This window comes from Arthrobacter sp. TmtSoilC77 (genome assembly GCF_059739415.1).
Genome location: NZ_AP046050.1, coordinates 4680271 through 4704350, shown reverse-complemented (window position 1 = coordinate 4704350; position 24080 = coordinate 4680271). Strand labels below are relative to the sequence as shown.

General features: G+C 62.5%; 24 protein-coding genes. 15 read left to right on the top strand and 9 right to left on the bottom strand.

The window, feature by feature from the left end; genetic code table 11:
- Positions 1-72: 72 nt before the first annotated feature.
- Both AC6I99_RS21800 and AC6I99_RS21795 read right to left on the bottom strand, forming a co-directional pair.
- On the bottom strand, positions 73-426 hold the full coding sequence (locus AC6I99_RS21800; RefSeq protein ID WP_224092706.1) for a helix-turn-helix domain-containing protein: 354 nt from the start codon (positions 424-426) through the stop codon (positions 73-75).
- The gene (locus tag AC6I99_RS21795; protein ID WP_497943998.1) at positions 419-1543 is read right to left on the bottom strand and encodes a tyrosine-type recombinase/integrase; all 1125 of its coding nucleotides are present in this window, start codon (positions 1541-1543) and stop codon (positions 419-421) included. Before AC6I99_RS21795 ends, AC6I99_RS21800 begins: the two co-directional genes overlap by 8 nt.
- A gap of 581 nt (positions 1544-2124) precedes the next feature.
- Here AC6I99_RS21795 and AC6I99_RS21790 point away from each other — a divergent pair.
- Entirely contained in the window at positions 2125-2691 is a 567-nt protein-coding gene (locus AC6I99_RS21790; RefSeq protein WP_224093937.1) for a recombinase family protein, read from the top strand.
- Positions 2692-3126: 435 nt separating this feature from the next.
- Here AC6I99_RS21790 and AC6I99_RS21785 read toward each other — a convergent pair whose 3' ends face one another.
- Positions 3127-3597, bottom strand: a complete 471-nt coding sequence (locus tag AC6I99_RS21785; protein ID WP_224165865.1) for a nucleoside deaminase — start codon at positions 3595-3597, stop codon at positions 3127-3129.
- Positions 3598-3747: 150 nt separating this feature from the next.
- Here AC6I99_RS21785 and AC6I99_RS21780 point away from each other — a divergent pair, with 150 nt between their 5' ends.
- Entirely contained in the window at positions 3748-4665 is a 918-nt protein-coding gene (locus tag AC6I99_RS21780) for a LysR family transcriptional regulator (protein WP_309928365.1), read from the top strand.
- Between the two features lie 60 nt (positions 4666-4725).
- On the opposite strand, the gene AC6I99_RS21775 is transcribed toward AC6I99_RS21780, so the two are convergent.
- Entirely contained in the window at positions 4726-5883 is a 1158-nt protein-coding gene (locus tag AC6I99_RS21775) for a LacI family DNA-binding transcriptional regulator (RefSeq protein ID WP_497961859.1), read from the bottom strand.
- Positions 5884-6145: 262 nt separating this feature from the next.
- Between AC6I99_RS21775 and AC6I99_RS21770 the strand changes: the two genes are divergently transcribed.
- From AC6I99_RS21770 to AC6I99_RS21735, 8 genes are all read left to right on the top strand, one after another.
- On the top strand, positions 6146-7237 hold the full coding sequence (locus AC6I99_RS21770) for a sugar ABC transporter substrate-binding protein (RefSeq protein WP_497961858.1): 1092 nt from the start codon (positions 6146-6148) through the stop codon (positions 7235-7237).
- 72 nt (positions 7238-7309) lie between these two features.
- Positions 7310-8887 (top strand): sugar ABC transporter ATP-binding protein, encoded by a 1578-nt coding sequence (locus tag AC6I99_RS21765; RefSeq protein ID WP_497961856.1) that lies wholly within the window; start codon positions 7310-7312, stop codon positions 8885-8887.
- Between the two features lie 39 nt (positions 8888-8926).
- Positions 8927-9985, top strand: a complete 1059-nt coding sequence (locus AC6I99_RS21760; RefSeq protein WP_224092726.1) for an ABC transporter permease — start codon at positions 8927-8929, stop codon at positions 9983-9985.
- A 42-nt stretch (positions 9986-10027) separates the two neighbouring features.
- A complete protein-coding gene (locus AC6I99_RS21755; protein ID WP_497961854.1) occupies positions 10028-10978 on the top strand; it encodes an aldo/keto reductase in 951 nt (316 codons plus the stop codon).
- A 44-nt stretch (positions 10979-11022) separates the two neighbouring features.
- Positions 11023-12675, top strand: a complete 1653-nt coding sequence (locus AC6I99_RS21750; RefSeq protein ID WP_224165860.1) for a GMC family oxidoreductase — start codon at positions 11023-11025, stop codon at positions 12673-12675.
- Positions 12676-12713: 38 nt separating this feature from the next.
- The gene (locus AC6I99_RS21745) at positions 12714-13427 is read left to right on the top strand and encodes a gluconate 2-dehydrogenase subunit 3 family protein (RefSeq protein WP_224165859.1); all 714 of its coding nucleotides are present in this window, start codon (positions 12714-12716) and stop codon (positions 13425-13427) included.
- Positions 13428-13576: 149 nt separating this feature from the next.
- Complete coding sequence (locus AC6I99_RS21740; RefSeq protein ID WP_497944000.1) at positions 13577-14569, top strand: LacI family DNA-binding transcriptional regulator; 993 nt, start codon at positions 13577-13579, stop codon at positions 14567-14569.
- Positions 14570-14748: 179 nt separating this feature from the next.
- Positions 14749-15840 (top strand): nitrilase-related carbon-nitrogen hydrolase, encoded by a 1092-nt coding sequence (locus AC6I99_RS21735; RefSeq protein WP_309928359.1) that lies wholly within the window; start codon positions 14749-14751, stop codon positions 15838-15840.
- A 76-nt stretch (positions 15841-15916) separates the two neighbouring features.
- On the opposite strand, the gene AC6I99_RS21730 is transcribed toward AC6I99_RS21735, so the two are convergent.
- Positions 15917-16900: an acyl-CoA thioesterase gene (locus tag AC6I99_RS21730; RefSeq protein WP_497961852.1), complete on the bottom strand. Its 984-nt coding sequence runs from the start codon at positions 16898-16900 to the stop codon at positions 15917-15919.
- Positions 16901-17046: 146 nt separating this feature from the next.
- Here AC6I99_RS21730 and aztD point away from each other — a divergent pair, with 146 nt between their 5' ends.
- The gene (gene aztD, locus AC6I99_RS21725; RefSeq protein ID WP_497961851.1) at positions 17047-18360 is read left to right on the top strand and encodes a zinc metallochaperone AztD; all 1314 of its coding nucleotides are present in this window, start codon (positions 17047-17049) and stop codon (positions 18358-18360) included.
- 151 nt (positions 18361-18511) lie between these two features.
- Here the strand turns inward: aztD and AC6I99_RS21720 are convergent, their stop codons facing one another.
- A complete protein-coding gene (locus AC6I99_RS21720; protein WP_497961849.1) occupies positions 18512-18946 on the bottom strand; it encodes a DoxX family protein in 435 nt (144 codons plus the stop codon).
- Between the two features lie 40 nt (positions 18947-18986).
- A complete protein-coding gene (locus AC6I99_RS21715) occupies positions 18987-19571 on the bottom strand; it encodes an antibiotic biosynthesis monooxygenase (protein WP_497961847.1) in 585 nt (194 codons plus the stop codon).
- Positions 19572-19613: 42 nt separating this feature from the next.
- Here AC6I99_RS21715 and AC6I99_RS21710 point away from each other — a divergent pair, with 42 nt between their 5' ends.
- The 3 genes from AC6I99_RS21710 (at position 19614) to AC6I99_RS21700 (ending at position 21965) form a co-directional block, all read left to right on the top strand.
- Positions 19614-20954, top strand: a complete 1341-nt coding sequence (locus tag AC6I99_RS21710; RefSeq protein WP_497961845.1) for an MATE family efflux transporter — start codon at positions 19614-19616, stop codon at positions 20952-20954.
- Positions 20955-20963: 9 nt separating this feature from the next.
- On the top strand, positions 20964-21536 hold the full coding sequence (locus AC6I99_RS21705; RefSeq protein WP_309928354.1) for a DUF308 domain-containing protein: 573 nt from the start codon (positions 20964-20966) through the stop codon (positions 21534-21536).
- Between the two features lie 75 nt (positions 21537-21611).
- Entirely contained in the window at positions 21612-21965 is a 354-nt protein-coding gene (locus AC6I99_RS21700; protein WP_497961843.1) for a hypothetical protein, read from the top strand.
- Positions 21966-22055: 90 nt separating this feature from the next.
- Here the strand turns inward: AC6I99_RS21700 and AC6I99_RS21695 are convergent, their stop codons facing one another.
- Positions 22056-22604 carry a CGNR zinc finger domain-containing protein gene (locus AC6I99_RS21695; protein WP_224092762.1) on the bottom strand — a complete coding sequence of 183 codons (549 nt, stop codon included), beginning with the start codon at positions 22602-22604 and terminating at the stop codon, positions 22056-22058.
- 71 nt (positions 22605-22675) lie between these two features.
- Here AC6I99_RS21695 and AC6I99_RS21690 point away from each other — a divergent pair, with 71 nt between their 5' ends.
- Positions 22676-23722 carry an EamA family transporter gene (locus AC6I99_RS21690; protein ID WP_497961841.1) on the top strand — a complete coding sequence of 349 codons (1047 nt, stop codon included), beginning with the start codon at positions 22676-22678 and terminating at the stop codon, positions 23720-23722.
- Positions 23723-23795: 73 nt separating this feature from the next.
- Here the strand turns inward: AC6I99_RS21690 and AC6I99_RS21685 are convergent, their stop codons facing one another.
- Positions 23796-24059 (bottom strand): WXG100 family type VII secretion target, encoded by a 264-nt coding sequence (locus AC6I99_RS21685; RefSeq protein ID WP_011776688.1) that lies wholly within the window; start codon positions 24057-24059, stop codon positions 23796-23798.
- Between the last annotated feature and the right edge of the window lie 21 nt (positions 24060-24080).

The window sequence follows — 24080 nt, the reverse complement described above, 5'->3', positions numbered from 1 at the left end:
ACGGTTTGATGGTGCTGACCGCAGCGACTGCAGGGAACCGGCCAGCGGATCGGGTCCTCTGCTTTGCGTGGCCTACTCACCGTCCTCAGAAGCGACGAGGCGGACACGTCGTGCGATGGGGTTGCCTGGTTGGATGCCGAGGTCTTCACTGCGCTTCGGGGCATTGGCTGTCGCCGCGGCGCGCATCTCCACGAATGGTTCGAACAGGTCGTTGGGTGTGCAGTCCAGGATGTCGCAGAGCGCCGCGAATGTCTTGGCCGGAATGCGCTCCGGAGTCGATGTGACCAGCCTGTAGACCTGACTTTCGGAAAGGTTGATACCACGAGATTTCAGGAGCGGCATCAGTTCGGTGGTCTTCCACAGGTTCTGCTTTGCCATCAGGGCTCGCAAGTTCCAGCGGTAGCCAATCCGGCGCTGTTCAGGCATCTGGGTCCTCCAAGTTCGCGATGCGGCGTGCAATCATCTGCTGCACGGATTTCTGCTTGAAGTCCGACGATACCGACGTGTAGAGCCCGGTGGTCGAGGCGTAGGAGTGGCCAACCTGAGTCTGCACGAAGGCCGCGTCATAGCCGGCTTCGATCAGGTGGGTCACGTAGGAATGCCTGAGGCAATGCAGACCCAGCTCCTGGGGCAAGCCGACGGCATCCCGGGCAGCGGCGAACGCATCCCCGAAAGAGCCCAGGGACATCCGGGCACCCCGCTCGCTCGGCCAAAGAGCCGAGGACCGTTCAGCTGTCGGAAACTGCTGCCGCAGCCCTCCGGATGTCCAGGTCTTGAGCTGGTCCACGACCCAGTCGAACTCCGGAACGGTCAGCACGGTGCGCCGTCTGGGTCCTGAGCCTGCCGTTCCCTTGGCGAACCGTACCTGAACTGCTCCGAACCGGCCGTAGTCACTGACGTGCGGGTTCGGGCCGAAGTCTTCCAGGTCCAGCATGGTCATCTCACGTCGGCGAAGCCCATAGGCATAGCAGACCTTGAACGCCACAGAGTCGCGGAAAAGGGGCAGCCATCGTTTGCTGCCAGCGGCGTATTCCCGGTCGACAAGGTCATCGATGTAGTCGAATAGTCGCTGCAGTTCCGCCTTGGTGAACGACCGCTTCTTCGCCGGGACGGCATCATCGGTGGTGTGCCTTGGCATATTCCACTCGAAGCAGATCTGGCTCGGAATATCGCCGAAAGTCCGTTCGCAGAACTCGCCCCAGCCATAGCCAGGATGCGTCAGATAAGAGCAGAACATCGCCACGGCGTTGCTGTACGAGCGCAACGTTTTCAGGCTGATCGGTTTCTCGCCCGAGCGCAGATCGGCCAGGAAGTCATCGATGTCGGCGTGGCGCCATTGCCATGGGAATTCACCCGTGAAGCGTTGAAAACGCTCCAGCAGCTGGCCGCGCTGCTTGATGGTCTGAGTCGTGAGGCCACGTGCCAGCATCTGCGCGCGCCAGCCATCGAGCATGGCAGTGAAAACCCGTTCATCAGCCCGGAACAGCCCAATGTCCGGATCCACCAGCATCCGCGGGACGAAACCCGGAACGGCATTACCCACCACGACCCCTAAACCATGGAAACATGCATTAGATGCAGGAAACCTATAGCCATAAGCGATCCGAGGGCAAATTCAGTCGTTGGCGTGAGGAATGCGCGCGCCGGGCAAAGCCCGGCTGACCTGCGGAAACGCTGGATTCGTCATGGGGCGGGAGTTCTCGCAGCTGCTTCTACTCCCGTTGTTTGAACGCCGATAACCGACGTTATGTCGTGTTAATGCTTGAAGCTTCAACTAACTTTTATTTTTGAGAGTCTACCTCAGGCCCTCTGCCCCGCGATCGCCCTTGCTGTTTACGCCGTACGGCAAGGATTTCAGCCATTTGCGCAGCAACCCGCTGCGCAAAGGAAGCCGGCCCGAACGACGGCAACGCCAAGGCATAAAACGCCTGCCTGGCCGCCCAATTGTCCAAAGTTCTTTGGACAATTGGCCGAAGCGATTGGAACCCGGAACTATTCGAGCGCCGGCCGGGAACCCGGTGCTTCGTTGAAGCCTGTCCACTCTGACGCCGTTGGGACATGAATGTCTTGACGCTGCTTGCCAAGGACTCTCAAACTCAAAGGGACGGCGGCGGGAGGATTCCGGTGAATGGTCAACGAATCGGATACGTGCGAGTGAGCACTCTCGACCAAAACGAGAAACGCCAACTCGATGGCGAAGTCCTGGATCGCGTCTTCACGGATAAAGCCTCCGGCCGGGACACGGCAAGGCCGCAGCTTGCTGAACTTCTGCGGTTTGCCCGCGAAGGCGACACCGTGGTCGTGCACAGCATGGACCGGCTCGCCCGCAACCTGGACGATCTGCGCTCCTTGGTCCAGGGCCTCACCCGCAAAGGAGTACGCGTGCAGTTCGTCAAGGAACACCTCCTCTTCACCGGGGAGGACTCCCCCATGGCCAACCTCATGCTCTCGGTCATGGGTGCCTTCGCCGAGTTCGAACGCTCCCTCATCAAGGAACGCCAACGAGAAGGCATCGCCCTCGCCAAGCAACGCGGCGCCTACCACGGACGCAAAAGGAGCCTTAGCCCCGAACGCGCCGCCGAGCTCGTGCTAAGGGCGGACAGCGGAATACCAAAATCTGTCCTGGCCAACGATTACGGCATCAGCCGGGAAACTGTTTACCAGTACCTGCGCCAGGCAAAGCAGACGTGAGTACTTGATCGATGGACGGCCCCGATGGCTCGTCCATGCAGACCGCAATGCACGCTCGTCCGTGAGTCCGCAGAGGACGCAGTCGTGAGCTTCTGCCGCAGGAGCCCGCGGTCGTAGTTCATTCCCAGGCTGGACGGAACGTCGGTTATCGGCCCCCAAATAGGACGAGTAGACGTCCCTCGGCTGGGCCAAGAGGATTTACTCGGCAGCGCAGAGGGTTCCTAACGTCCGCGCTTGGCGCAGATACTGTGGGCCGTCTCCCTGGTGATCCGGAAGTCGGGGGCAAGGACGACTTTTGAATCACTACTGACGTCCCGCTGGAGCAGCTCGACAGCCCGCTCCGGAGTTAGGGTCTGTTTCGGCCCCAGACAGGCGCCTCATTGCTTGGCCAGGGCCATCCTTGCACGGCTCTGAGGGAAATGGTGCCTCGTTCCTCTAGTTCCAGAAGCCGGCATGTGGTTTCGCGGCTTCTTCTTCGATGTGCGGGCCCGAGACCTCGGTGGGGCGGCCTCCATCGGCGAATACAAGCCTGCAGGGGTGAGACAGAGTGGGGTTTTCCGGATGACTGCCGGTTATCGCCAGCAAACCGGTTTCTGCCAGGCCGTAAACTACCCGGCCGATGCCGGCCCAGTAGATCGCGCCCGCACACATGGCGCAGGGCTCACAGGATGTGTACAGGGTGTGGCTGGGAAGCTCATTGTGGGGGATGGACCGGGATGCCAAACGCACCAGGTTGGTTTCGGCGTGGTTTGTGACGTCGTTCTCGGTTGTCACGGTGTTCTCAGCTTCCAGGACGATGTTGCCGTTGGCGTTTACGAGAATTGCGCCGAAGGGGTGGTTGCCGTTGTCCCGGGCGTTCCGGGAAACGATGATGGCGCGGCGGAGATATTCGAGGTCGTTGTTCATGCTGGTCCTTTCACCTCAACGGCGCCAGAGACATTGGCGGTGAGGTCTTTCGTGGTTCCGACGGGTCTTTATGCCCGGGTTCATGCAACGATATGCAGCCAAACGCTGAAGAAGAAGTGATTTACTATCGGAACAGACGATAGGTGAGTGATGATGCGGTACTCGTTGGAGCAGGTCGAGGCTTTCGTGATGAGCTGCAAGTGGGGTTCCTTCTCCGCTGCGGCCAGAGCATTAGGGCGCAGCCAGTCCACCATCAGTGCTGCCGTGGCCAACCTGGAGATAGCTCTTGGGCTGGAGTTGTTTGATCGGACGACACGTATTCCCACCCTGACCCCAGCCGGCGAAACGATGCTGGTCGAGGCATTAATTGTTTACGATCGATGCCAAGCACTGGAAAGCCACGCGGATGCCATGTCGGAAGGCGACCCGGCGAGCCTCACCATTGCGGCAGGCATCCCGTACCAGAACCTGGTGGCCGTTCTGGTGGAATTCGCCGAGAACTTTCCCCACACGGACCTTGTTATCCGAAATCCTGAACACGGTGACGTCGCCGGCTTGGTCCAACGCGGTGAGGCCGCCCTGGGGATTGCTTTTGCCCAGCCCCGGTATCCCCGGGAAATTCAGTTTCATCAACTCGGGAAACTGATCCTCACCCACGTCGCCCATGCCCGGCATGCGTTGGCGGCGAAGACCACTGTGAGCTTTGACGACTTACGCGCGCACAGGCACATTGTTTACACCGCGCATGCTGCCAGCTTGCCGACCACTGAATACCTGCAGTCCGCACAGGTGTGGCGTGCCGATAACTATGAGGCTCTCATTTCGATGGCATCGGCGGGCTTGGGGTGGGCAACTTTGCCACGGCAGCTGATCGTGGACCAGATAAACGGCGGCCAACTGATCGAGCTACAACTGGAGGCTTACCCCTATACGGATTGGCTCGTATCGGTGGACCTGTTGTCTTTGAGGGGACGCCGGATAGGGAAGGCGGAAAGCTGGCTGCTTACCCGGCTCAGAAACCATAAGATTCAGGAGCTGGATAAGCACGGGAAGCCCACTACGTGGTAACGGGTTTCATGTCTCCTGTTCGATGATGGGGCCCTCCGGTGGATGTGTCGCGTCGCTTCATTAATTCTGAACCTGGGGCGCTGCTTTTGGGGGCGCAGCGGTGCTTTGGCGGACAACGAGCTGGGTGGGGACGAGGGTGACGCCGCGTTTGGTGGTCTTGGTGCGGATCTGCTGTAGGACGTTGTCAACGCACTGGTTGCCGACGTCGGCGAAGTTCTGGTGGACCGTGGTGAGCGGGGGAGTGAAGGAGGAAGCTTCGGGGACGTCGTCGAAGCCGACCAGGCTGATGTCTCCTGGAACTGATTTCCCCTTTTCACGGAAGGCCCGGAGCATGCCGAGGGCCATGTGGTCGTTCGCGGCGAAGACGGCGGTGCAGCCGGGCTCGTCGGCAAGCCGCAGGCCCGCAGCGTAGCCCGAGTCCGCCGACCAGTCGCCGCGGATCAGCGGCGGGACAGGCCTGCCGGCGTCGGTGAGCGCCGTGTGCCAGGCGGCGGCGCGGCGTTCGCCGGCCAAGGACTCTTCGGGGCCGGCGACGTGCCAGACGGTTTCGTGGCCGAGGTCCAGGAGGTGTTTGACGGCCTTGCGGGCGCCGCCGGCCTGGTCGGTGTCCACCACGCTGTACTGCTCCCCGGCGTCGGGATCGACGACGACGACCCTCACTCCCGGGGGCAGAGTCGCTGTCGCTGCCTCGAGGAGGTGGACCTCCATGATGGCAATCACCGCATCGACGGCGAGTTCGCCGATGCGTGAGAACGCACCCTGGATACCGGCTTGGGTGGGGGCGGTGACGGGGATCAGTGTGATGGCGAAGTCCTGCCGGGCTGCGTGCAGCGCGATTGCCTCAAGCGTACGCATGGTCCCCAAGGACGACAGCGAGAACGTGATCACGCCGATGGTCCGGAAACTTCCGCGCCTCAGCGCCCGTGCCGCACTGTTGGGCCGATATCCCAATTCATTCATCGCAGCAGTGACGCGCCGCCTGGTGTCATCGTGCACATCGCGGCTCCCGTTCGCCACCCGGGACACGGTCTGCGTCGAGACTCCGGCCCGTACGGCAACATCCACCATCGATACACGATCAATGACGGTTGCGGCAGGTTTGGCGAAGGTGGTCTTCGGTCCCGCGCCCGCGTGGAGCCGATCGCCTGGCCCCAAATCAGGATGCCGCAACTGTTCCCGTTGGTCCGGGGGCGGGTTCTCGTCAAGGTCCCAGCACATCTGTCCTACCTGGTTGGCCGCGGGCCGCTTCGATGCGTCCGCGGGAAGAAAGATACTTCCGAGTTAGCGATAAATCAGGATCCTTATCACTGACCTGATCATTTGATACCTCTGACTTTCCCTTTATTTTGCAGGACTTATTCGGAAAACGCCAGCTTCATTAAATTTTCCTCCAGCCTCTTGATAGTGCGCTAACTCAGACTGTAACGTGACTCTCGTGCCCCAAAGTTGGGGTGATCACGAACACAAGGGAGTGTTGTTCATGCAGAGAACTACAACTGGAATTCGTCGAAACAAGAGACTTGGCAGAGCGGCACTGTGTGCTTCTGTCCTGACGGTCTCCATGCTTGGGCTGGCTGGCTGTAAGGGCGGCGCTGCCGCGGACGACGCGGGGGAGAAGGCAAGCGGCAAGGGGCTGGTCATCGGCTGGAGCCAGCGCGGCATCAGCGGCAGTGACTGGTGGAAGACTCTTGTTGAGGGCGGCCAGGCCGAGGCCGGCAAGGTCGGCGCGCGTGTGGAGCTGCTGGACGCCAACGGTGACACAGTCCGGCAGAACGCCGACGTGCAGACCCTGATCACCAAGGGTGTGGACGTGGTCGTTATGAACCCAAATGATCCGCTTGGCGTTGGTCCCTCGATTCAGGCCTTGAAGGACGCGGGCATACCCGTTGTGACGGTCAACTCGAGCGTGGACAAGTCCTTGGTTCCGGACATGTTCTGCTACGTTGCCGAGGATCAGGAGCACACCGGCTCGCTCGCCGGTGAGGTAGCTGCACAGCGCGCGCTGGAGAAGTACGGAGAGAAGGGCGAGATTAAGCTCGTCGGTATCGGCGGCTTCCCCGGAGATGTGCTGAGCGACCTTCGGTTCAACGGTTTCATGGCCGGATGGAACCGCATTATGGAGAAGCACCCCGGTGTCACCACCGTCAAGCTTGACACCAAGTACGGTGAGTGGAAACCGGACAAGGCCCTGGCCCCAATACGTGACGTCGCCACCGCCAACCCCGACCTCAAGGTCGTCTACAGCATGAGCGATGTCATGCACGGCGGCATCGTCCAGGGCCTGCAGCAGGCCGGCCTGTGGGGTGACGGGATCATCATGGCCAGCTACGACGGGGGCATGGGCGCCATCAAGGAGATGGTGGACAACCCGAAGGGACCGCTCCAGGCGGATGCATCCAACCAGCCTTGGGACCAGGGAGCCGCAGCCGTGCGCATGGCAGTTGCCGCCGTCCAGGGTGACCAGGCCCAGTGCCCCGGCAAGACCAAGTACATCGATACGACCGTGGTGACGCCCGCTGACGCGGCCAAATACTACGTCCCCGGTGACACGTACGTCCGCGCCAAAGATTAAGAACCTGCCGGCCCGGACAGCAATCTTGCGCCGAACCCTCCCGGCCCCGAACGTCCTAGATAAGGAACATCTATGTCCGCCAACAACCAGGCACCGGTGGCATCAGCCACCGGGACCGTGGGGAAATCCCATTCCAGTGCCCCAGAGCTCGAACTTGAGGGCATCACCAAGTCCTACCCCGGCGTGAAGGCGCTGAAGGGTGTCAGCTTCAGCGTCGGCCGAGGATCGATCCACGCGTTGGCCGGACAAAACGGGGCCGGCAAGTCCACGCTCGTCAAGATCCTTTCCGGCGCCGAATCCCCGGACTCGGGGAGCATTCGCCTTGGTGGCGAGCTCCAGCGCTTCCGGGATCCAATGGATGCCCAGCAGGCCGGGATTCACACCATCTACCAGGAACTCTCGCTCGTTCCTTCCCTGTCCGTGGCCGAGAACATCTTCCTGGGCCAGCTGCCACTGCGCAGCGGCGCGGCCGTGGACTGGCAGCGGATGCAGGCCCAGGCGCGGGCCGCCCTGGACCGGGTGGGTTTCGACCTGGACGTTCGCCGCCCGGTAGCAAGTTACTCCACCGCGGAGCAGCAGGCCGTGGAGTTGGCCAAGGCCTTGCACAAGGACGCCCGGGTGCTGCTGCTGGACGAGCCCACGTCCACGTTGCCGATGCCCGACGTCGAACGGCTCTTCACGGTCCTGAGGTCCCTGTCCGAGCAGGGTGTGACGCTGCTGTATATCTCGCACCGCATGGACGAGCTCTTCTCGCTCTGCGACGCCGTGACTGTGCTGCGCGATGGCGTGAACGCCGCGGATTTGAAGACGGCAGACTCCAAGCCCGCCGATGTCGTCACGGCAATGGTCGGCAAGAGCCTTGAAGGCTCCATTGCCGAGGCGGCCCTGCGCGGGGAACGCTCACCCAGCCTCGGTGCAGGCCCCCGGGAGAGCGTCATCCTCTCCGCCCGCGACCTCTCCGAAGAGGGGTACGTGGACAAGGTGTCGTTCGAACTGCATGAAGGCGAGGTCCTCGGCATTTCCGGGCTCAACGGCAGTGGCCAGTCAGAACTTGCTGGCCTCATCGCGGGTGCGCGGCGCCGGACCTCAGGCGAGATCCGCGTCGACGGGAAAGCAGTGGACTTCCGTGCCCCGCGCGATGCGATCCGCCGAGGGATCGGGCTGCTGCCGCAGGACCGGAAAGCCGCAGGCTTCATCCCGGACATGGGCGTCGCCGGCAACATCACCTTGGCCAGCCTTCCGCAGTTCAGCCGGCTGAGCGTCATCCAGTCCCGGCGGGAGCGCGGCGTGGCCAGCGAGATGGTGGCACGACTCGGCATGAAGGTCTCCGGGGTGAACCAGCCGCTCAAGACGCTGAGTGGCGGAACCCAGCAGAAGGCCATCCTTGCCCGCTGGCTTGTCCGCCAGTCACGCATCCTCGTGTGCGACGAACCAACCCGCGGAGTAGACGTCGGCGCGAAAGAGGACATGTACGAACTCATCCGCGAGTTCGCGCAGGCCGGAGGAACCGTCGTAGTGGCGAGCTCGGAGATCACCGAGGCGATGATGTGCGACCGCGTCCTCGTCATGGCCCGCGGCCGGGTCGTCGCAGAACTCGCACACGATGACATCGACCCCTCCGGCAACGCCATTCTCGAACGCTTCGCCTGACGGCGCTATCCATCAGACTTTCTACACAGGAGAACAACCATGTCCCGGACCCTGTCGCCCCTGCCCCAGCGCAGTGACACCACGTCCCAATCCTCAAGCATCACCTCGCGGCTGCGGGGCAGCGCCCTGCGCGCCCTGCCCAAGAGTTATCTGATCCTGGTCCTCCTCGCGATCATCGCGGTGGGCTACTACGTTTCCGATGACTTCCTGACGTTCCGCAATGCCGAAAACGTGATCACGGCCGCATCGATCGTCGTCGTGCTGGCCATCGGACAATACTTCGTTATCCTGACAGGCGGCATTGACCTGTCTGTGGGGTCGATCCTGGCCATGTCCACAGTCCTTACCGCACTCACCTTGCAGGCCGGAATGCCCGCTGGCGCGTCCGTCGTGTTCGTACTGGCCTCTTGCGCTGTCGCAGGACTGATCAACGGCGTCCTCGTCGTTTGGCTGAACATTCCGCCGTTCATCGCAACGCTTGCCATGATGAGCGCCGTCAAGGGCTTCAGCTACATCATCCAGTCGACAAGCTTGATCGAGATCCGCGACCAGGGACTCATTCAGGCCTTCTCCCGCGGCAGCTTCCTCGGTATCCGCAACCCGGTCCTGATCTTCATCATCGTGGCAGTGGTGGCGGCGCTTGTGGCCAAATACACGACGTTCGGCCGCTCCCTCTACGCGATTGGCGGCAATCCTGAAGCCTCGCGGCTTTCGGGCCTGCCGGTCGCGCGGAACCTGATCATCACCTACACCATCTCCGGTGTTCTTGCCGGCTTGGCCGGACTTGTCGCGGCGGCCCAGCTACGGCAAGGCAGCTCACTCATCGGCGTAGGCTACGAACTCGACGCGATAGCAGCCGTCGTCGTGGGCGGCGCCTCCCTGATGGGCGGCAAGGGCGACCCCCTAAACGCAGTGATCGGCGTATTCATCCTGACGACCATCATCAACATCATGAACCTCGTCGGAATCTCCTCCGAACCGCAGCTGCTCATAAAAGGCGCAGTGATCATCCTCGCCGTCTTCCTCTCCAGCGCGGGCGGCGTCCAGAGGATTTCCGGATTCTTCGCCAAACATTTCCGGCGCCCCCGGGTTGCTTAAAACCCAAACCGTCAACCCATTCAGCTCCAGAAAGCAGGAATCATGTCCATTCGTCCCCTGGGCCGCACCGGCCTGACTGTCTCCGATATCTGTGTCGGCACGAGCGCGCTGGGCAGCTTTCCCGCCCAGTACGGTTACGAAGTCGATGAAGGCACCGCCGTCGCCACGATTCACCGCGTCTTTGACGGGCCCTTCACTTTCATCGATACCTCAAATGAGTACGGCGGGGGTGCCAGTGAAGAACGGATTGGCCGGGCGATCGCCGAGCGGGGCGGCATCCCCGAGGGATACGTAGTCGCCACGAAGGTCGACCCCGTTCCCGGCAGCACCGACTTCTCCGGTGACCGCGTCCGCCGGTCCGTCGAGGAAAGCCTCGAGCGCCTGGGCCTCGATAAGCTCCAGCTCGTCTACCTGCACGACCCCGAAAAGATCTCGTTCGAGGAGGGTGTGGCCAAGGGAGGTCCCCTTGAAGCCCTCATAGATCTTCGGGATCAGGGCGTTATCCAGAGCCTGGGCGTCGCCGGAGGCCCGATTGACCTGGAGCTGCAGTATCTTGCGACGGACGCGTTCGACGCCGTCATCAGCCACAACCGCTACACCCTCGTCGAACAGACCGCCGAGCCGCTCCTGGAGGACGCAGCCCGCCGCGGAGTCGCCTTCGTCAATGCCGCCCCCTTCGGCGGCGGCATGCTCGTCAAGGGCCCGCGGGCCGTCCCGCGATACTGCTACGCCCCTGTCGACCAGGCGACGATCGACAGGGTCCTGCGCATGGAGGCGCTGTGCGGGCAGTACGGTGTCCCACTCGCAGCGGCTGCCCTGCAGTTCTCCGTGCGCGACGAGCGCGTGGCATCCACCATCGTTGGAATGTCCCGCCCGAACCGCGTCGAGGAGACCCTCCACCTGCTTAACCACGACATCCCCCAGGAACTCTGGGACAAGCTCCTGCCCCTTGCAAGCGTGGGCCGCAACGGCATTGAAGCCGTGACGGTCTGAACGCCAGTGCGCGAAGCAGGACTTTACGAAAGGAAACCAAAATAATGACCAGGAAGAAGCAGCCCGAGCCTGTCGACGTCGTCATCGTCGGCGCAGGCGCCGGCGGGGCCACAGCGGCAAAGGTGCTGTCCGAGGCTGGCCTGAAGGTGGTGGGCCTGGAGCGGGGGCCATGGCTGAAGCCTGAGCACGCCTCGGGAGACGAGCTGAAGTTCCTCAACCGGAATTTCATCTGGCAGGACCCGAAGGTGAAGCCGCGGACCTATCGTCCGAACGACAAGGTCGAGGCGGAAATCACCAACTTCTCGGCGACGCCGCAGGTTGTCGGCGGAGGTACCACCCACTGGGGCGGCATGGTGCCGCGCATGGCCGAGAGCGATTTCAAGCTGCGCAGCCTGCACGGCGACGTGCCGGGTGCGAGCTTGGTCGACTGGCCCATCTCCTATGACGAACTGGAGCCGTACTACACGCGCGTTGAGTGGGAGTTCGGCACGTCGGGCCTGGCGGGGGCGAACAAGTGGGAAGCGTGGCGCAGCCGGGGCTACCCGACCAAGCCATCACCGCTGAGCCAGATCGGGCGGACCTTCGCCACCGCGATGTCCAAGCTCGGCCACGGCACTTTCCCGATGCCGCAGGGCATGGTCACCGAACCTTACCGGGGGCGGCAACCCTTCAGCGAGAACGGCTTCTGGCAGCAGTACCCCGATCCGGGCACCGGCAAGTCATCGACCCTGATCAGCTTTATCCCGGACGCGATAGCGACCGGCCGCTACGACCTCCGCCCAGATTCTTACGTCAGCGAGATACTCGTTGGCAAGGACGGTCGCGCCACCGGTGTCCGCTACCAGGACGAGGACGGCGACGAATTCGTCCAACACGCCAAAGCCGTCATCGTCTGTGGCGGCGGCATCGAAACCCCGCGGCTGCTGCTCATGTCCAAGTCGGGGCTCTTCCCGGACGGCCTCGGCAACGGCAACGGCATGGTTGGCAAGAACGCGACCTTCCACCAATACTCTTTCTCGGTTGGCTTGTTTGACCGTGAGGTGAATGATCCGCTGTACGGGTGGGCGGGCCACTACATGAGCCTGTGTTCGTTCGACTTCTACGAAACGGACGAGAGCCGGGGCCATATTCTCGGGTCTCTGATCTTCCCCTCGATGATCGGGCACCCTGTGAACTGGAGCTTCCCCGGCAGGCCGACCTGGGGCCAGGCGGCGAAGGACGCGGACCGCGACTTTTTCAACCACAGCATGAAAATCGGGGTCCTGCTGCATGATTTGCCGGTTGAGGACAACCGCGTCGACCTTGACCCGAACGTCAAAGACGCCTGGGGGCTGCCCGTGGCGCGCATTACCCACACGCCCCACTCCAACGACTTTGCCCAGGAACGCTGGCAGGTTTCCAAGAACGGGGAAATCCTCGAGGCCGCAGGGGCGAAGAAGGTCATACCGGTCAACATGGAGCGGATCACGGGCAATACCTCGCACGAACTGGGCACCGCCCGCATGGGCAACGACCCGGCGACGTCCGTCGTCGACCGCTGGTGCCGCTCGCACGAGGTACCAAACCTCTACGTTTTCGACGCGAGCTTCTTCCCGACCGCGACCGGCATCAACCCGGCCCTGACGATCATGGCCAACGCTTGGCGGTGCTCGGACCGCATCCTCCAGGTCGACCGCCACGGCTGGTCAGAAAACTGATTTGCACCCCACACAGGATACGAAAGGACAGATCTCACATGGGACAGGCGGAATGGGCTACGGTACCGATCTCAACACGCGACGTCGAAGGGCCGGTCTTTTTCACCGAGCACGAGTGGAATACGATCGAGGCCGCAACGGCCCGGATCATCCCCACTGACCATCATCCGGGCGCGCGTGAGGCCAAGGTTGTGCGCTTCATTGACCGGATGCTGGCGGGAACGCAGTTCATCTTCCCGGCTGCTGACGGGAACGGGTTCCTCCGGATGGAGGGCCGCGACGAGGCCGCGTGGCAGGAGCGCATCAAGCAGCGCCGGGAGTTTTACCGTGAAGGCGTTGTGGAGTTGGACCGGCTGGCGAAGGAGCGTGCCGACGTCGGGTTCCTCGAACTTCCGGCGGATGACCAGGACGCGGTGTTGGAGACGTTATCGGGCGCGGAGAAGCCGAACGCTTTCTCACTGGAGCACTCCGAAGCTGGTCTTGGCGGCGCGCCGGCGGGCAACCAACCGGTCAACGAGGACTTTCTGGAGTTCTTCCCGCTGCTGGTGCTCAACACCCGTCAGGGGTTTTACGGCGACCCGGTTTACGGAGGCAACGAGAACCGGGTCGGTTGGGGTGTCATCGGCTTCGACGGACCCCCGTCGCTGGCCTCAACGATGGACGGCAGCTACACAACCCGAAAGTACATGGTGGAGGGGGCCGAGTGGCCGTACGACCAGCATCCCGAAGTCCTGCGGTACAGGCGCCCGTGACAGCCGGCGCAACGCCCGGCGTCGCGTTCAGGGGTTCGTCGAGGGTGACCGGGGATAATGGAGTGGTGTCCACGACCCCTGCACCTTCAGAAGCCCGGAACTCCAACGGGCGCGGGGAGCGGCTTGCCTCCAGGTCAAAGGCCCCCCGGATGTCCGATGTTGCCCGGCTCGCGGGGGTCTCCCAGCAGACGGTGTCACGGGTTGTCAGGGGAGCGACCAACGTGGACCCGGACATCCGTCAACGCGTTGAGCACGCCATCGCACAGCTGCGGTACCGCCGCAATCCAGCGGCAGCGGCTCTCGCCAGCAACCGGACCATGACAATCGGCGTTGTCAGCTTCGAACTGTCGGTCCTCGGACCAACGGTGGCCTTGTACGGTATTTCCGAGGAAGCCCGGCAACATGGCTATGCGACGCGTTTAGTCACGTTGGCCAGTCTTCGCCGGGAAGATATTAGGGCTGCCTTCGAATCCATCAATTCGGACACAGTTGACGGCGTGATCGTGCTCGCGCCCCTGTTGGATGCGATCACGGTGCTTGAGGGCCTCGACATCGGTGTTCCCGTAGTGACCTTCCAGCAAGGATCGCAGCCGAGCCCGACAAGCGTTTCTGTTGACGAAGTGCGTGGTGCGCGGATGGTGGTGCGCCACCTGCTGGACCTCGGACACGAAACCGTATGGCACGTCCAAGGCCCGCCGGGCTGGATGGCAACATCTGCCCGGGTCCAGGGATGGGCAGCGGAGCTCGGGGCTGCTGGACGAGTCGTTCCGACGCCGCTGCCAACTTCCGACTGGTCGGCCGCCGAGGGATACCGTGTCGGCCGTGAACTCGCCGCAAAGAAGGACGTCACGGCGGTCTTTGCCGCCAACGACCCCTTCGCGCTGGGAGTAATCAAGGCCATGGACGAGGCCGGGCGCGACGTTCCGGTCGATGTCAGCGTGGTGGGATTCGACGACGTCAAAGAAGCACCCTTCTTTCGCCCGGCGCTAACGACCGTAAAGCTGGATTTCGAAGCAATCGGTCATATCGCTGTAAGCCGTATCCTCGCCATGATCAAAGAGGAAGCCGAGGGAGACATCCCCCTGCTGGAACCACGCCTCATACTCCGCGACACCACAGCACCGCCGCGAAGCAAGCGCTAACACAAAGCGCCGCCTGCCCCGCCATACCCGGGGTTCAACTCCCGACCAGGGCCATCAATGGTCTCTGGTCCACCCCTAAGAACCGGACCACTCCGAGTTCTTGCAATCCCTAACTAAACCGGAATACCGTGAGTTAGCGCTAACTCAGGTACTCAAAGAAGAGAAAAGAGAAAGAAACAATGGTCGATCCATTTGTCGTCGTCGCAGTCTCGCCGCGGACCATCAACGTGAAAAATCCCGGCGACGGCGTAGCGAACGTCAAACGCATCAATGAATTCATCGACACGGCAGTCATGGTCGGGTCCTGGGAAGGCTCTCCGGTCAAGCTGGTCGTCCTGCCGGAAATGGCAATCCAGGGCATGATCGCCAACACGCCAGGGAACCGCGAAAAGGAGCGCCACTTTGCCGTGACAATCCCCGGTCCGGAGACGGACGAACTCGCGAAAAAGGCCGTGGAACTCAACACCTACATCGCTGCTGAGTTGTACATGGTCAAGGACGAGGACTTCCCGGACCGCCACTTCAATGTCGCCTTCATCATCGATCCGCAGGGCGACATCATCTACAAGCGCTACAAAGCCACCAGTGACGCCTACGAGGGCGGCATGCTTGGCAACATGAACCCGCACGACGTCTGGGACGAATGGATTGAAAAGAAGGGCGATGGCAATGCAATGGACGCCATTTTCCCTGTGGCCAGGACCGAGATCGGCAACATCGGGTACGCCATCTGCCACGAGGGTGTGTACCCCGAGGTGCCGCGTGGGCTCGCGATGAACGGTGCCGAGATCATTATCCGGGGCACCCTGATCGAGCCGGCCGTGCAGAACGGCATGTGGGAACTGCAGAACCGGGCCCACGCCATGTTCAACTCGGCGTACGTCGTCGCTCCGAACCTGGGGCCCGAAGTCCGTGACGACGGGTCAATGCAGGACCTGTTCGGCGGCCAGTCCATGATCGTCGGTCCACGCGGCCAGATCCTGACCAAGCAGCAGGGCTGGACCTCGGGCGACTCGTTCGTCTGCACTACGATCGACATCGAGGCGCTACGCCGTGCCCGTCTCTCGAACGGCCTGTACAACCAGTTCAAGGACCTGCGCACGGAGCAGTACCGGGTCATTTACGACACCCCGATCTATCCGAAGAACCAGTACCTCGACGCGCCCCCGGCCGAGGGCTGGCTTGCCCGGGAAGACTCCACACGGGCCGCCAATATCGAGAAGCTCATCGAGCGCGGCGTTCTCACTCCGCCGACGGGTTACAAGGCCTAGACCGAGGGTTGGCCGCGGGCGTGTTTCGCGCCCGCGGCCAACGCGGTTTGTTCCATCGGACCTGACTAAGCCGAAGTCATGCCTCCTGGTAGCCGCCTGCCTTCAGCAAGTGGTCGGGCAGCCGGTTTCCGGGGGCCCTGCCGCGGATCTCCAGCAATTCCCTGGCGTGCGCGTGCAGTTTCTTATCTTCCTCGGACACAGGCACCCACGGCGGAATGGGTACGGCTGTTCCGGTTTCGTCGCGGGCCACCATGACCGTCAGACAGTACGTGGTCAGGTTCATTTCGCGGGTTTTCGGATCGCCGGAGCGGACGTGGACAGCGATGTGCATTCCCTTTGCGCCGGTGTACACGAGCCGCGCTTCCACCTCCACTACGTGGCCGATCAGCAACGGCCGGTAGAAGCGCACGCCGCCCGAGAACACCGCCACAGTATCCCGGCCGCAGTACCTGGAGGCGCAAACGTAGGCGGCCTCATCGATCCATTTCATGACGATGCCACCGTGGACTTTGCCACCCCAGTTCACATCAGTGGGGGACGCCATGAAACGCAACGTCACGCGTTCGGCGGTGCCGGCGTCGGTATATTCCTGGGCGTTCATCGCATTGACGATCTGCTCGCGGACTTCAATGCGGGCAAGCGCATGATCGCGTTGCTCAATCTCGTCCGGAGTGGAGGGCTCGAACTGTGGCACAGGAATCGGCTTGCCGTCAGGTCCGACGGCCACGAAAATCACCATGCACTGGCTGTGCATCGTCTCCGGTCCACCCTTGGGATCGCGCGAGCTGACCACCGTGTGGATGTGCATGGAAGAACGGCCGGTGTAGACGATGGTGGACGTCACGTCCACCATGTCGCCGCTGTTCACCGGATCTGTGAAGTGGATGTTGCCCACGTAGGCCGTGACGCAATAGGACTTCGCCCAACCAACGGCCGCCGCGTACGCAGCCTTGTCCACCCACTCAAGGACGGTGCCGGCGTCGACGGATCCACTGTGGCCCACATCCATGGGGGCGGCGAGGAAGCGGAGGGTTACGGAGTTGCTGGGGGACTCGCTCATGCTCGAAGTTTACTGTTGGCGGGTTTCTGTTACGTGTCCACGTCGTGCGCCCGCCGTCCGGCTGGCCAGACCTTTCTGCCCGGCCAATCCGAAACGGACGACCCAGGCGATTTGATACACAAATGAGAATCAATATCATTTAACCCATGACTCATCACCCCACCCTTACTTCGCCACGCCCAACCACCCGAACAAGGCGCCGCAGAAGCGCCCAGCCGCTTGCCGCCGTCGCGCTTTCTGCGCTTCTCCTCACCGCGTGCGCTGCCCCCGGCGCCAACCCGGCTGAAGCGCCAACCGAATCCCATGCAGCAACATCGAAGGAAAAGGAAGCGGGCGCTCCCTCGCCTCGGCTCGTTTACACGTACGACGGCGGCATCGCCGTGGTAGACGCAAAGACGCTCGAACCCGTGGGCGGCGAAGCGGAGCTCGACGGATTCAACCGCCTCAATCCTGCAGGTGACGGCCGGCATGTCCTGGTGTCCACGGGCGACGCGTTCCGCGTTTTCGACGCCGGCGCCTGGACCGAGCCGCACGGCGACCACAGCCATCACTACGTGGCCGAACCCAGGCTGACGGATCTGTCGTTCGAGGCGAGCAAGGCAGGTCACGTCGTGCGGCACGCGGACAAGACTGTGCTGTTCAGTGACGGCTCCGGCAAGGTGGAAACCTTCGAATCCAGCGCCCTGCGCGACGCTGTGGAGGCTGGCAAGCTGCCCGCCACGGACGTTTACACCACGGCCGAGGCTCACCACGGCGTCGCAGTGGAGTTGGAGGATGGCAAGCTGCTGGTCACCCTGGGCAACGACGAGGGCCGCACCGGCATCGCTGTCCTGGAGGCCGGCAAGGGGCAGGACCGTAAGGAAGTCGTGCGTAACGAAGACTGCCCTGGTGTGCACGGCGAGGCAGTTGCTGCAGAAGAAGCAGTGGTGGTGGGCTGCGAAAACGGCATGCTGATCTACAAAGACGGTGCCATTACCAAGGTCGCAAGCCCGGACGCATATGGGCGCATGGGCAACCAGGCGGGCTCGGAGAAGTCGCCGGTGATCCTGGGCGATTACAAGGTGGACAAGGCCGCTGAGCTGGAACGGCCCACGCGCATTTCCCTGGTCAACACTGAAACCGCAACCCTCCGGCTTGTGGATATTGGAACCAGCTACTCGTTCCGCTCGCTGGGCCGCGGACCGGCCGGCGAAGCGCTGGTGCTCGGAACTGACGGCGGCCTGCGCGTCATCGACCCGCTCTCGGGAGAAGTGACCTCGACCATCCCTGTAGTCGCCGCGTGGGAAGAATCCGCCACGTGGCAGGACCCGCGCCCCACGCTTTTCGTTCAAGGCTCGACGGCGTTTGTCACCGAACCTGCGACGCAAACTATTCACGCGGTGGACTTGAAAGCAGGCAAGGTGAAGAAGTCCGTGCAGCTTGAGCACGTCCCGAACGAACTGACCGGCGTCGAAGGCTAGACGTTCTCTCACATCCTGACCCTTAAGCGCCGACGTTCTCTCACATCGTGACCCCTTAACGCCGATGCTCGCTCACTTTCTTGACGAAAGTGAGCGAGCGTTCCGCAATTCAGGCTCGGATGTGAGAGAACATCGGGGGGTTGGGGGCAAATTACGCGAGGACGCGGAGCTTGCTGGCGGGGCGGCCGAAGAGGGCGTTGTCGGCGGAGATCTTGCCTGCTCCAGCCAGGGCGAGGGCCAAGGCGGCGCCGGCGAAGAGTAGGACCAGCTCGTATCCGCCGTTGGCGACGAAGACGCCGGCCGGAGCGTGAACCAGGAACAGTGCTCCCAGCATGTCAATGGCCAGGAGGGCCGCGAACACACGGGTCAGGAGCCCGAGGATCAAGGCGATGCCGCCCACAAGCTCGAGGGTTGCAACAACCGGGGCTACCGCGGAAGCGCCCGGCACGCCCATCTGTGCAAAGGAGGCCTGGGTGCCGGCGATGGTGAATTCGTTGAACTTCTGCCAACCGTGCGCGGCGAAGAGAAAACCTGCAATAACGCGCAGGACGGTCAGGGCTGTGGTGCTCAAGCTGGACTTGTTCATGCCTTCAACCTTCCCGGAGATAAGTTGAAGAGTCAACTAATTAAGAAGTTCCGTGACTCATCCCACGAGGTTTTGCCTGCAGCCAAGGCTGGAGGAGGCGCGTCGTGATGGGCAGGAAGATGTACGTCATCAGCGGCGTCAGAATGACGATGTTGAGCAGCACCTGGAACACCAGCGGCCAGCCCAGCGTCAAAGGGTGCAGCAGGAAATTGGCCAACAGACTAAGAGGGAAGAACGGTAGGAAGATGCTGATCGCCTGTTTCCAACGCGGTGGCACCACAGTTTCCGGAACAACCACGGAGGCATCGCCGGGCTGCGAAAACCAGCCCTCGATGCCTGTACGCCGCTCAACCCGCGTGGTCTCCATCATTTCCCGCGCGCTGTCGATCCACCAGCGCCGCTCCTCGGACTGCTCCCATCCATGCAGGGTTTCAGCATCGGCGAACCGGTACAGCATGTGCCATTCGTTCGAGCCGGCCCCACTCCGGACCCACCCCGAGCCCAGATATCCGGGCCACTCGCGCGCCAGTTCCTGGCCAGCGTGTGCCCAGGCATTTGCTTGCCGGGTGTACCCCGGAAGGATGGTGCGGGCGACGGAAACTGTAACGGGATGCTTGTGTGACACGGCCCCAAATTTACCCGCCCCCAAGCGGACTAGGCTTGTTTAGTGCCTCAAACCACAACCGTCACCACTCGTTCCAATGCCCGCGAGATCCTGCGCCTGGCAGTACCCGCGTTCGGCGCGCTCATAGCCGAGCCGCTGTTCCTGCTCGCTGACTCCGCCATTGTGGGCCACCTTGGCGTGGATCAGCTCGCCGGCGTTGGGCTGGCATCCACGCTGATGCACACTGCTGTTGGACTTATGGTCTTCCTGGCATATTCGACGACGCCGGCAGTCGCCCGGGCGATTGGCGATGGCAAGCTCGGCAAGGCTTTGGCGGCAGGGCGCGACGGCGTGTGGTTGGCTCTGATCCTCGGTGCGGTTCTCGCCGTCGCCGGCTTTGTCGCCGCCGAACCCCTGGTTGGCCTGATGGGCGCGACGGGTGAGGTTCGCGGGTTCGCAGTGGATTACCTGCGTTGGTCGATGCCCGGGCTGGCCGCGATGTTGCTCATCTTCGCAGGCACGGGCGTGCTCCGCGGCCTTCAGGACACCCGGACACCTTTGGTGGTTGCCACGGCAGGATTTGCGCTGAACATCGCGCTGAACTGGTTCCTCGTCTACGGATTGGATCTGTCCGTTACTGGTTCGGCCATCGGCACAAGCATTGCGCAATGGGCCATGGCGGCCGTGTATCTGGTGATGGTTGGCCGGAACGCCCGGCAGCACGGTGTCTCGCTCAAGCCCCACTGGCATGGCATTCGGGCCATGACAAAGGTTGGTTCGTGGCTGATGCTGCGTACCCTAAGCCTCCGCCTCGCCATCCTCTCCACAGTCCTGGTAGTCACTGCACAAGGCGCAGTGAACCTCGCAGCCCATCAGCTGGCCATGACCATTTTCTCGTTCCTCGCCTTTGCCTTGGATGCGCTCGCCATCGCGGCGCAGGCCCTGATCGGCAAGGAACTGGGCGCCAGAAATGCTGTCCGCGTCCGGGAATTGACGCGAACCATGATCCGCTGGGGCCTGGGGTTCGGGGTGATAACCGGCGTGCTGCTTGCCGTGGCCGCGCCATGGGCCGGCTACCTCTTCACGTCTGACGCCGGTGTGCGTGAGGCATTGACCGTCGCCCTGTGGGTCCTTGCAGTCGGACAGCCTTTGGCCGGCTACGTCTTCGTCCTGGACGGCGTCCTCATCGGTGCCGGTGACGCGCGCTATCTGGCGATTGCCGGCGTCGTGAATCTTGCGGTCTACTTGCCGCTCCTGACGGCCGTCCACCTGACCAGGCCCGACGGCGCGGCGGGGCTGGTGTGGCTGTGGGTCGTCTTTGCGCTGGGCTACATGCTGGCGCGCGGGGTCACTTTGGGGCTGCGGGCGCGCACGGACAAATGGGTAGTGCTTGGTTCGCACTAAACTGGATGCGTGACTCTCCCCACGACTCCTTCCCAGACACCTCCTGCGTCCGTGCCCGGGCTCTGGAAACCAGTGCTGACCCGGGCAGTGGTTGCGCTGGTGTTCGGCCTGGTCACCATCTTCTGGGGATCGCCTTCGGTGCAGGTGCTGGCTTGGGCCGTTGGCTTGTACCTGCTCGCAACAGCGGGTTCGTTGTGGGTCTCGCGCGTTCTGCCTGCGGCAGTTCCGGTGGTTGTCGCGATCGGCGGTGTGGGGGCATTGGTCACTCAGTCAGATGCCGGCGTCGCGCTTTCTGCCGCCGCCGCGTTGCTGGTACTTGGCGTTCTTGAACTGGTCCACGCACTGCGGAATCGCGACTCGTTGACCCGTGATTGGCTGGTGTCCGGTGTTATCGCTGTGGGTACTGCTGTGGCGTTGCCGTTCTTCATATCGCTCGGCGCGCACGCACTTCTGGGTGTTGCCGGTGGCGGAGCGATCCTTTCCGGCGTGCTGTGGATTCTCTCCGGGCTGACGCTCCGGCACGATGCTCACACGGGCAACCAGGCCACTGCGCCGGGTGCTTCCCCGGAGGCCGTAAACTAGTAGCTGGACGTTCTACTCGTTGTAGAACTTTTGCAGACCGGCGGGGAGCCGAACAGGCCCGCCATCATTGGAGGAATGATCGTGGCAGACCAGACACCAGGAGAGCCGCGCAAGATGCGGACCTCGGTCAAGGGACCCCTCATGTTCTCCGCGTTCTTCGCAGTACTGGCATTCGTTGCCGTGCTCATTTTCGCGTCTGGCGGCAGCGCACGCGCTCCGCGGTTCGACCTCGCCTTCACCGGCGCTGGTATCGCGTTTATCGTGAGCCTCGTGGTGGCTGCCATGCTCTCCATGAGCCACAAGGAAAACGCCGAACATCTGGGCAAGGGCTCTGGCGTCAACCTCAGTTCGAAGCGTCCCGGGCATGGTGGTCCCGCCGCTCCCGGTTCCGTTACAGACGAGACTGAAACGCCCGACGGCGGCCACTAACCTTCAAGCGCTTCCTCACTACAGGTGGGGGAGCGCTTTTTCGTAGAGTGGGGCCGCAGTGGTGCCCTGCATTTTCCGCGGGGAGGAGATCTACTCGCCCACGGCCGCTTTCCGCGCCCGATACGCTGCGACGTGTGCGCGGTTGGCACAGTTGCCTGTGTCGCAATAGAGCTTGGAGCGGTTACGGCTGAGGTCCAGGACCACCGCATCGCAATCGTCTGCGGCGCAAATACGCATGCGATCCATTTCCTGGCTGCGGATGACGTCGATGATGGCCATAGCGGCCTCAGTGCCCATGCGGTCGGCGAGTGGTGCTTCCGGTGTGGTCGCGTGGAGATGCCAGTCCCAGTGATCGTGCTTGACGAGTTGCGGGAGTGCCTGCGCGTCTATGAGCAGTTTGTTCACGGTCTTTGCGGCGGTGTCCTCATCGGCGGCCCAGAGTGATGCCAGCTCGCTACGCAGCCGCTTGACGCTGCGCAATTCTGCTTCGTCATGGGTCCTCGAACCCGAGAATTCTTCGGCCTCCAAAAAGGCGTCGAGGTCCTCTACTGATGCCAGCGAATCCTCGCCGTTGGCTGCTGTGTTGACGAGATTAACGACGGTGCGTAGTGCAATCTCGGTGTCAGGCGCAAAATGCACTTTGACTCCTTACATGTTTCGGGAGTACTGTCATGACCATAAGCCCACTTTACTCCTGACAGGAGGCCGCTGTGTCAGCTACAAAGACGAAGGCTGATGCAAAAGGTTTCCTGGCCTCAGGACTCGGCATCGCTTTATTCTCCTCCGCGGTTTTCGGTACCTCCGGTTCGTTCGCCAAGTCCATGCTCGAAACCGGCTGGTCACCTGGCGCTGCTGTTGCCGTGCGACTCACTGGTGCTGCGCTGATCCTGGCGATTCCCGGCGTCGTGGTTCTTCGCGGTCGCTGGCACCAGCTCAAGGACAACTGGCTGACTATCCTGCTGTTTGGGCTCATCGGAGTCGCAGGTTGCCAGCTGTTCTACTTCAACGCAGTAGCCCGGTTGTCCGTGGGGGTCGCGCTGCTGCTCGAATACCTTGCGCCGGTCATGATCGTGCTGTGGCTGTGGATCGCCAGCCGTCGCCGCCCTCGGGCCCTTACCGCCGCTGGCGCATTGCTTTCGTTGGGTGGACTAGTCCTTGTGCTCGACCTCACCGGCGCTGTGAAGGTGGACTTCATCGGCGTCCTCTGGGGCATGGCTGCCGCCGTGTGCCTGGTGATCTACTTCTTCATCACAGCCAAGGAAAACGACACCCTTCCTCCACTCGTGCTTGCCTCGGGCGGTCTCCTGGTGGGCGCGCTGGTCATGTGGCTGGTGGGTGCCGTGGGGTTGATCCCCATGACTTTCAGTACCGCCGATACGGCCCTCGGCCCCTGGACCATACCCTGGTGGGTGTCAGCTGTGGGGCTTGTTATTCTCGCGACCGTCCTCGCCTACGTTTCCGGCATCATGGCAGCACGCAGCCTGGGGTCCAAAGTGGCGTCTTTCGTGTCCCTGACGGAAGTGCTGTTCGCCGTGATCTGGGCTTGGCTGCTGTTGGGTGAATTGCCGAGCACCATCCAGTTGCTGGGTGGGCTTCTGATTGTGGGCGGTGTGGTCTTGGTCCGCGTGGACGAATTGCGAGGTGACCGTAAGGCCGCCCGGACCGCTGAGGAGGCTGCCCGGGCCCGCGTCCTGGATCACGCGAACGACGTCGAACCCGTCCCGTCGGGGCACGTCGCCAAGGTCCCGCGGGACTAAGCGGCAACTTCGAGTTTGGATCTTAAGAAGCGAAAACCCCGGACGCCGTAGCGTCCGGGGTTTCCCAACGGTCCTAGTTGGAAGCCTGCTGCTGCTGCTCAGCGTTCTTCTGAGCGCGGTCGCCGGCTTCGCGAAGGGCGTCGGCAACCTTCTTCAGGTTGGAAGCGTGCTGGCTGTCCCACTCGCCGCGGAACTTGTCGGCGTCCGGGCCCTTCCAGTCGGTGCCGTCAAGGGCGCCCTTCAGCTGTGAGCGCTGCTGCTCGATGTTCTCGGCACCAGCCTTCAGCTTGTTACCGAGCTGACGAAGCTGATCAACATCTGCACCCCAAATAGCCATGAGATTCTCCTTCATTTGTTC

Coding starts and splice junctions, on each gene's coding strand:
- AC6I99_RS21800 (WP_224092706.1), bottom strand. CDS start 426: ATGCCTGAACAGCGCCGGATTGGCTACCGCTGGAACTTGCGAGCCCTG.
- AC6I99_RS21785 (WP_224165865.1), bottom strand. CDS start 3,597: ATGAACAACGACCTCGAATATCTCCGCCGCGCCATCATCGTTTCCCGG.
- AC6I99_RS21780 (WP_309928365.1), top strand. CDS start 3,748: ATGATGCGGTACTCGTTGGAGCAGGTCGAGGCTTTCGTGATGAGCTGC.
- AC6I99_RS21775 (WP_497961859.1), bottom strand. CDS start 5,883: ATGTGCTGGGACCTTGACGAGAACCCGCCCCCGGACCAACGGGAACAG.
- AC6I99_RS21770 (WP_497961858.1), top strand. CDS start 6,146: ATGCAGAGAACTACAACTGGAATTCGTCGAAACAAGAGACTTGGCAGA.
- AC6I99_RS21765 (WP_497961856.1), top strand. CDS start 7,310: ATGTCCGCCAACAACCAGGCACCGGTGGCATCAGCCACCGGGACCGTG.
- AC6I99_RS21760 (WP_224092726.1), top strand. CDS start 8,927: ATGTCCCGGACCCTGTCGCCCCTGCCCCAGCGCAGTGACACCACGTCC.
- AC6I99_RS21755 (WP_497961854.1), top strand. CDS start 10,028: ATGTCCATTCGTCCCCTGGGCCGCACCGGCCTGACTGTCTCCGATATC.
- AC6I99_RS21750 (WP_224165860.1), top strand. CDS start 11,023: ATGACCAGGAAGAAGCAGCCCGAGCCTGTCGACGTCGTCATCGTCGGC.
- AC6I99_RS21745 (WP_224165859.1), top strand. CDS start 12,714: ATGGGACAGGCGGAATGGGCTACGGTACCGATCTCAACACGCGACGTC.
- AC6I99_RS21740 (WP_497944000.1), top strand. CDS start 13,577: ATGTCCGATGTTGCCCGGCTCGCGGGGGTCTCCCAGCAGACGGTGTCA.
- AC6I99_RS21735 (WP_309928359.1), top strand. CDS start 14,749: ATGGTCGATCCATTTGTCGTCGTCGCAGTCTCGCCGCGGACCATCAAC.
- AC6I99_RS21730 (WP_497961852.1), bottom strand. CDS start 16,900: ATGAGCGAGTCCCCCAGCAACTCCGTAACCCTCCGCTTCCTCGCCGCC.
- aztD (WP_497961851.1), top strand. CDS start 17,047: ATGACTCATCACCCCACCCTTACTTCGCCACGCCCAACCACCCGAACA.
- AC6I99_RS21720 (WP_497961849.1), bottom strand. CDS start 18,946: ATGAACAAGTCCAGCTTGAGCACCACAGCCCTGACCGTCCTGCGCGTT.
- AC6I99_RS21700 (WP_497961843.1), top strand. CDS start 21,612: ATGATCGTGGCAGACCAGACACCAGGAGAGCCGCGCAAGATGCGGACC.
- AC6I99_RS21685 (WP_011776688.1), bottom strand. CDS start 24,059: ATGGCTATTTGGGGTGCAGATGTTGATCAGCTTCGTCAGCTCGGTAAC.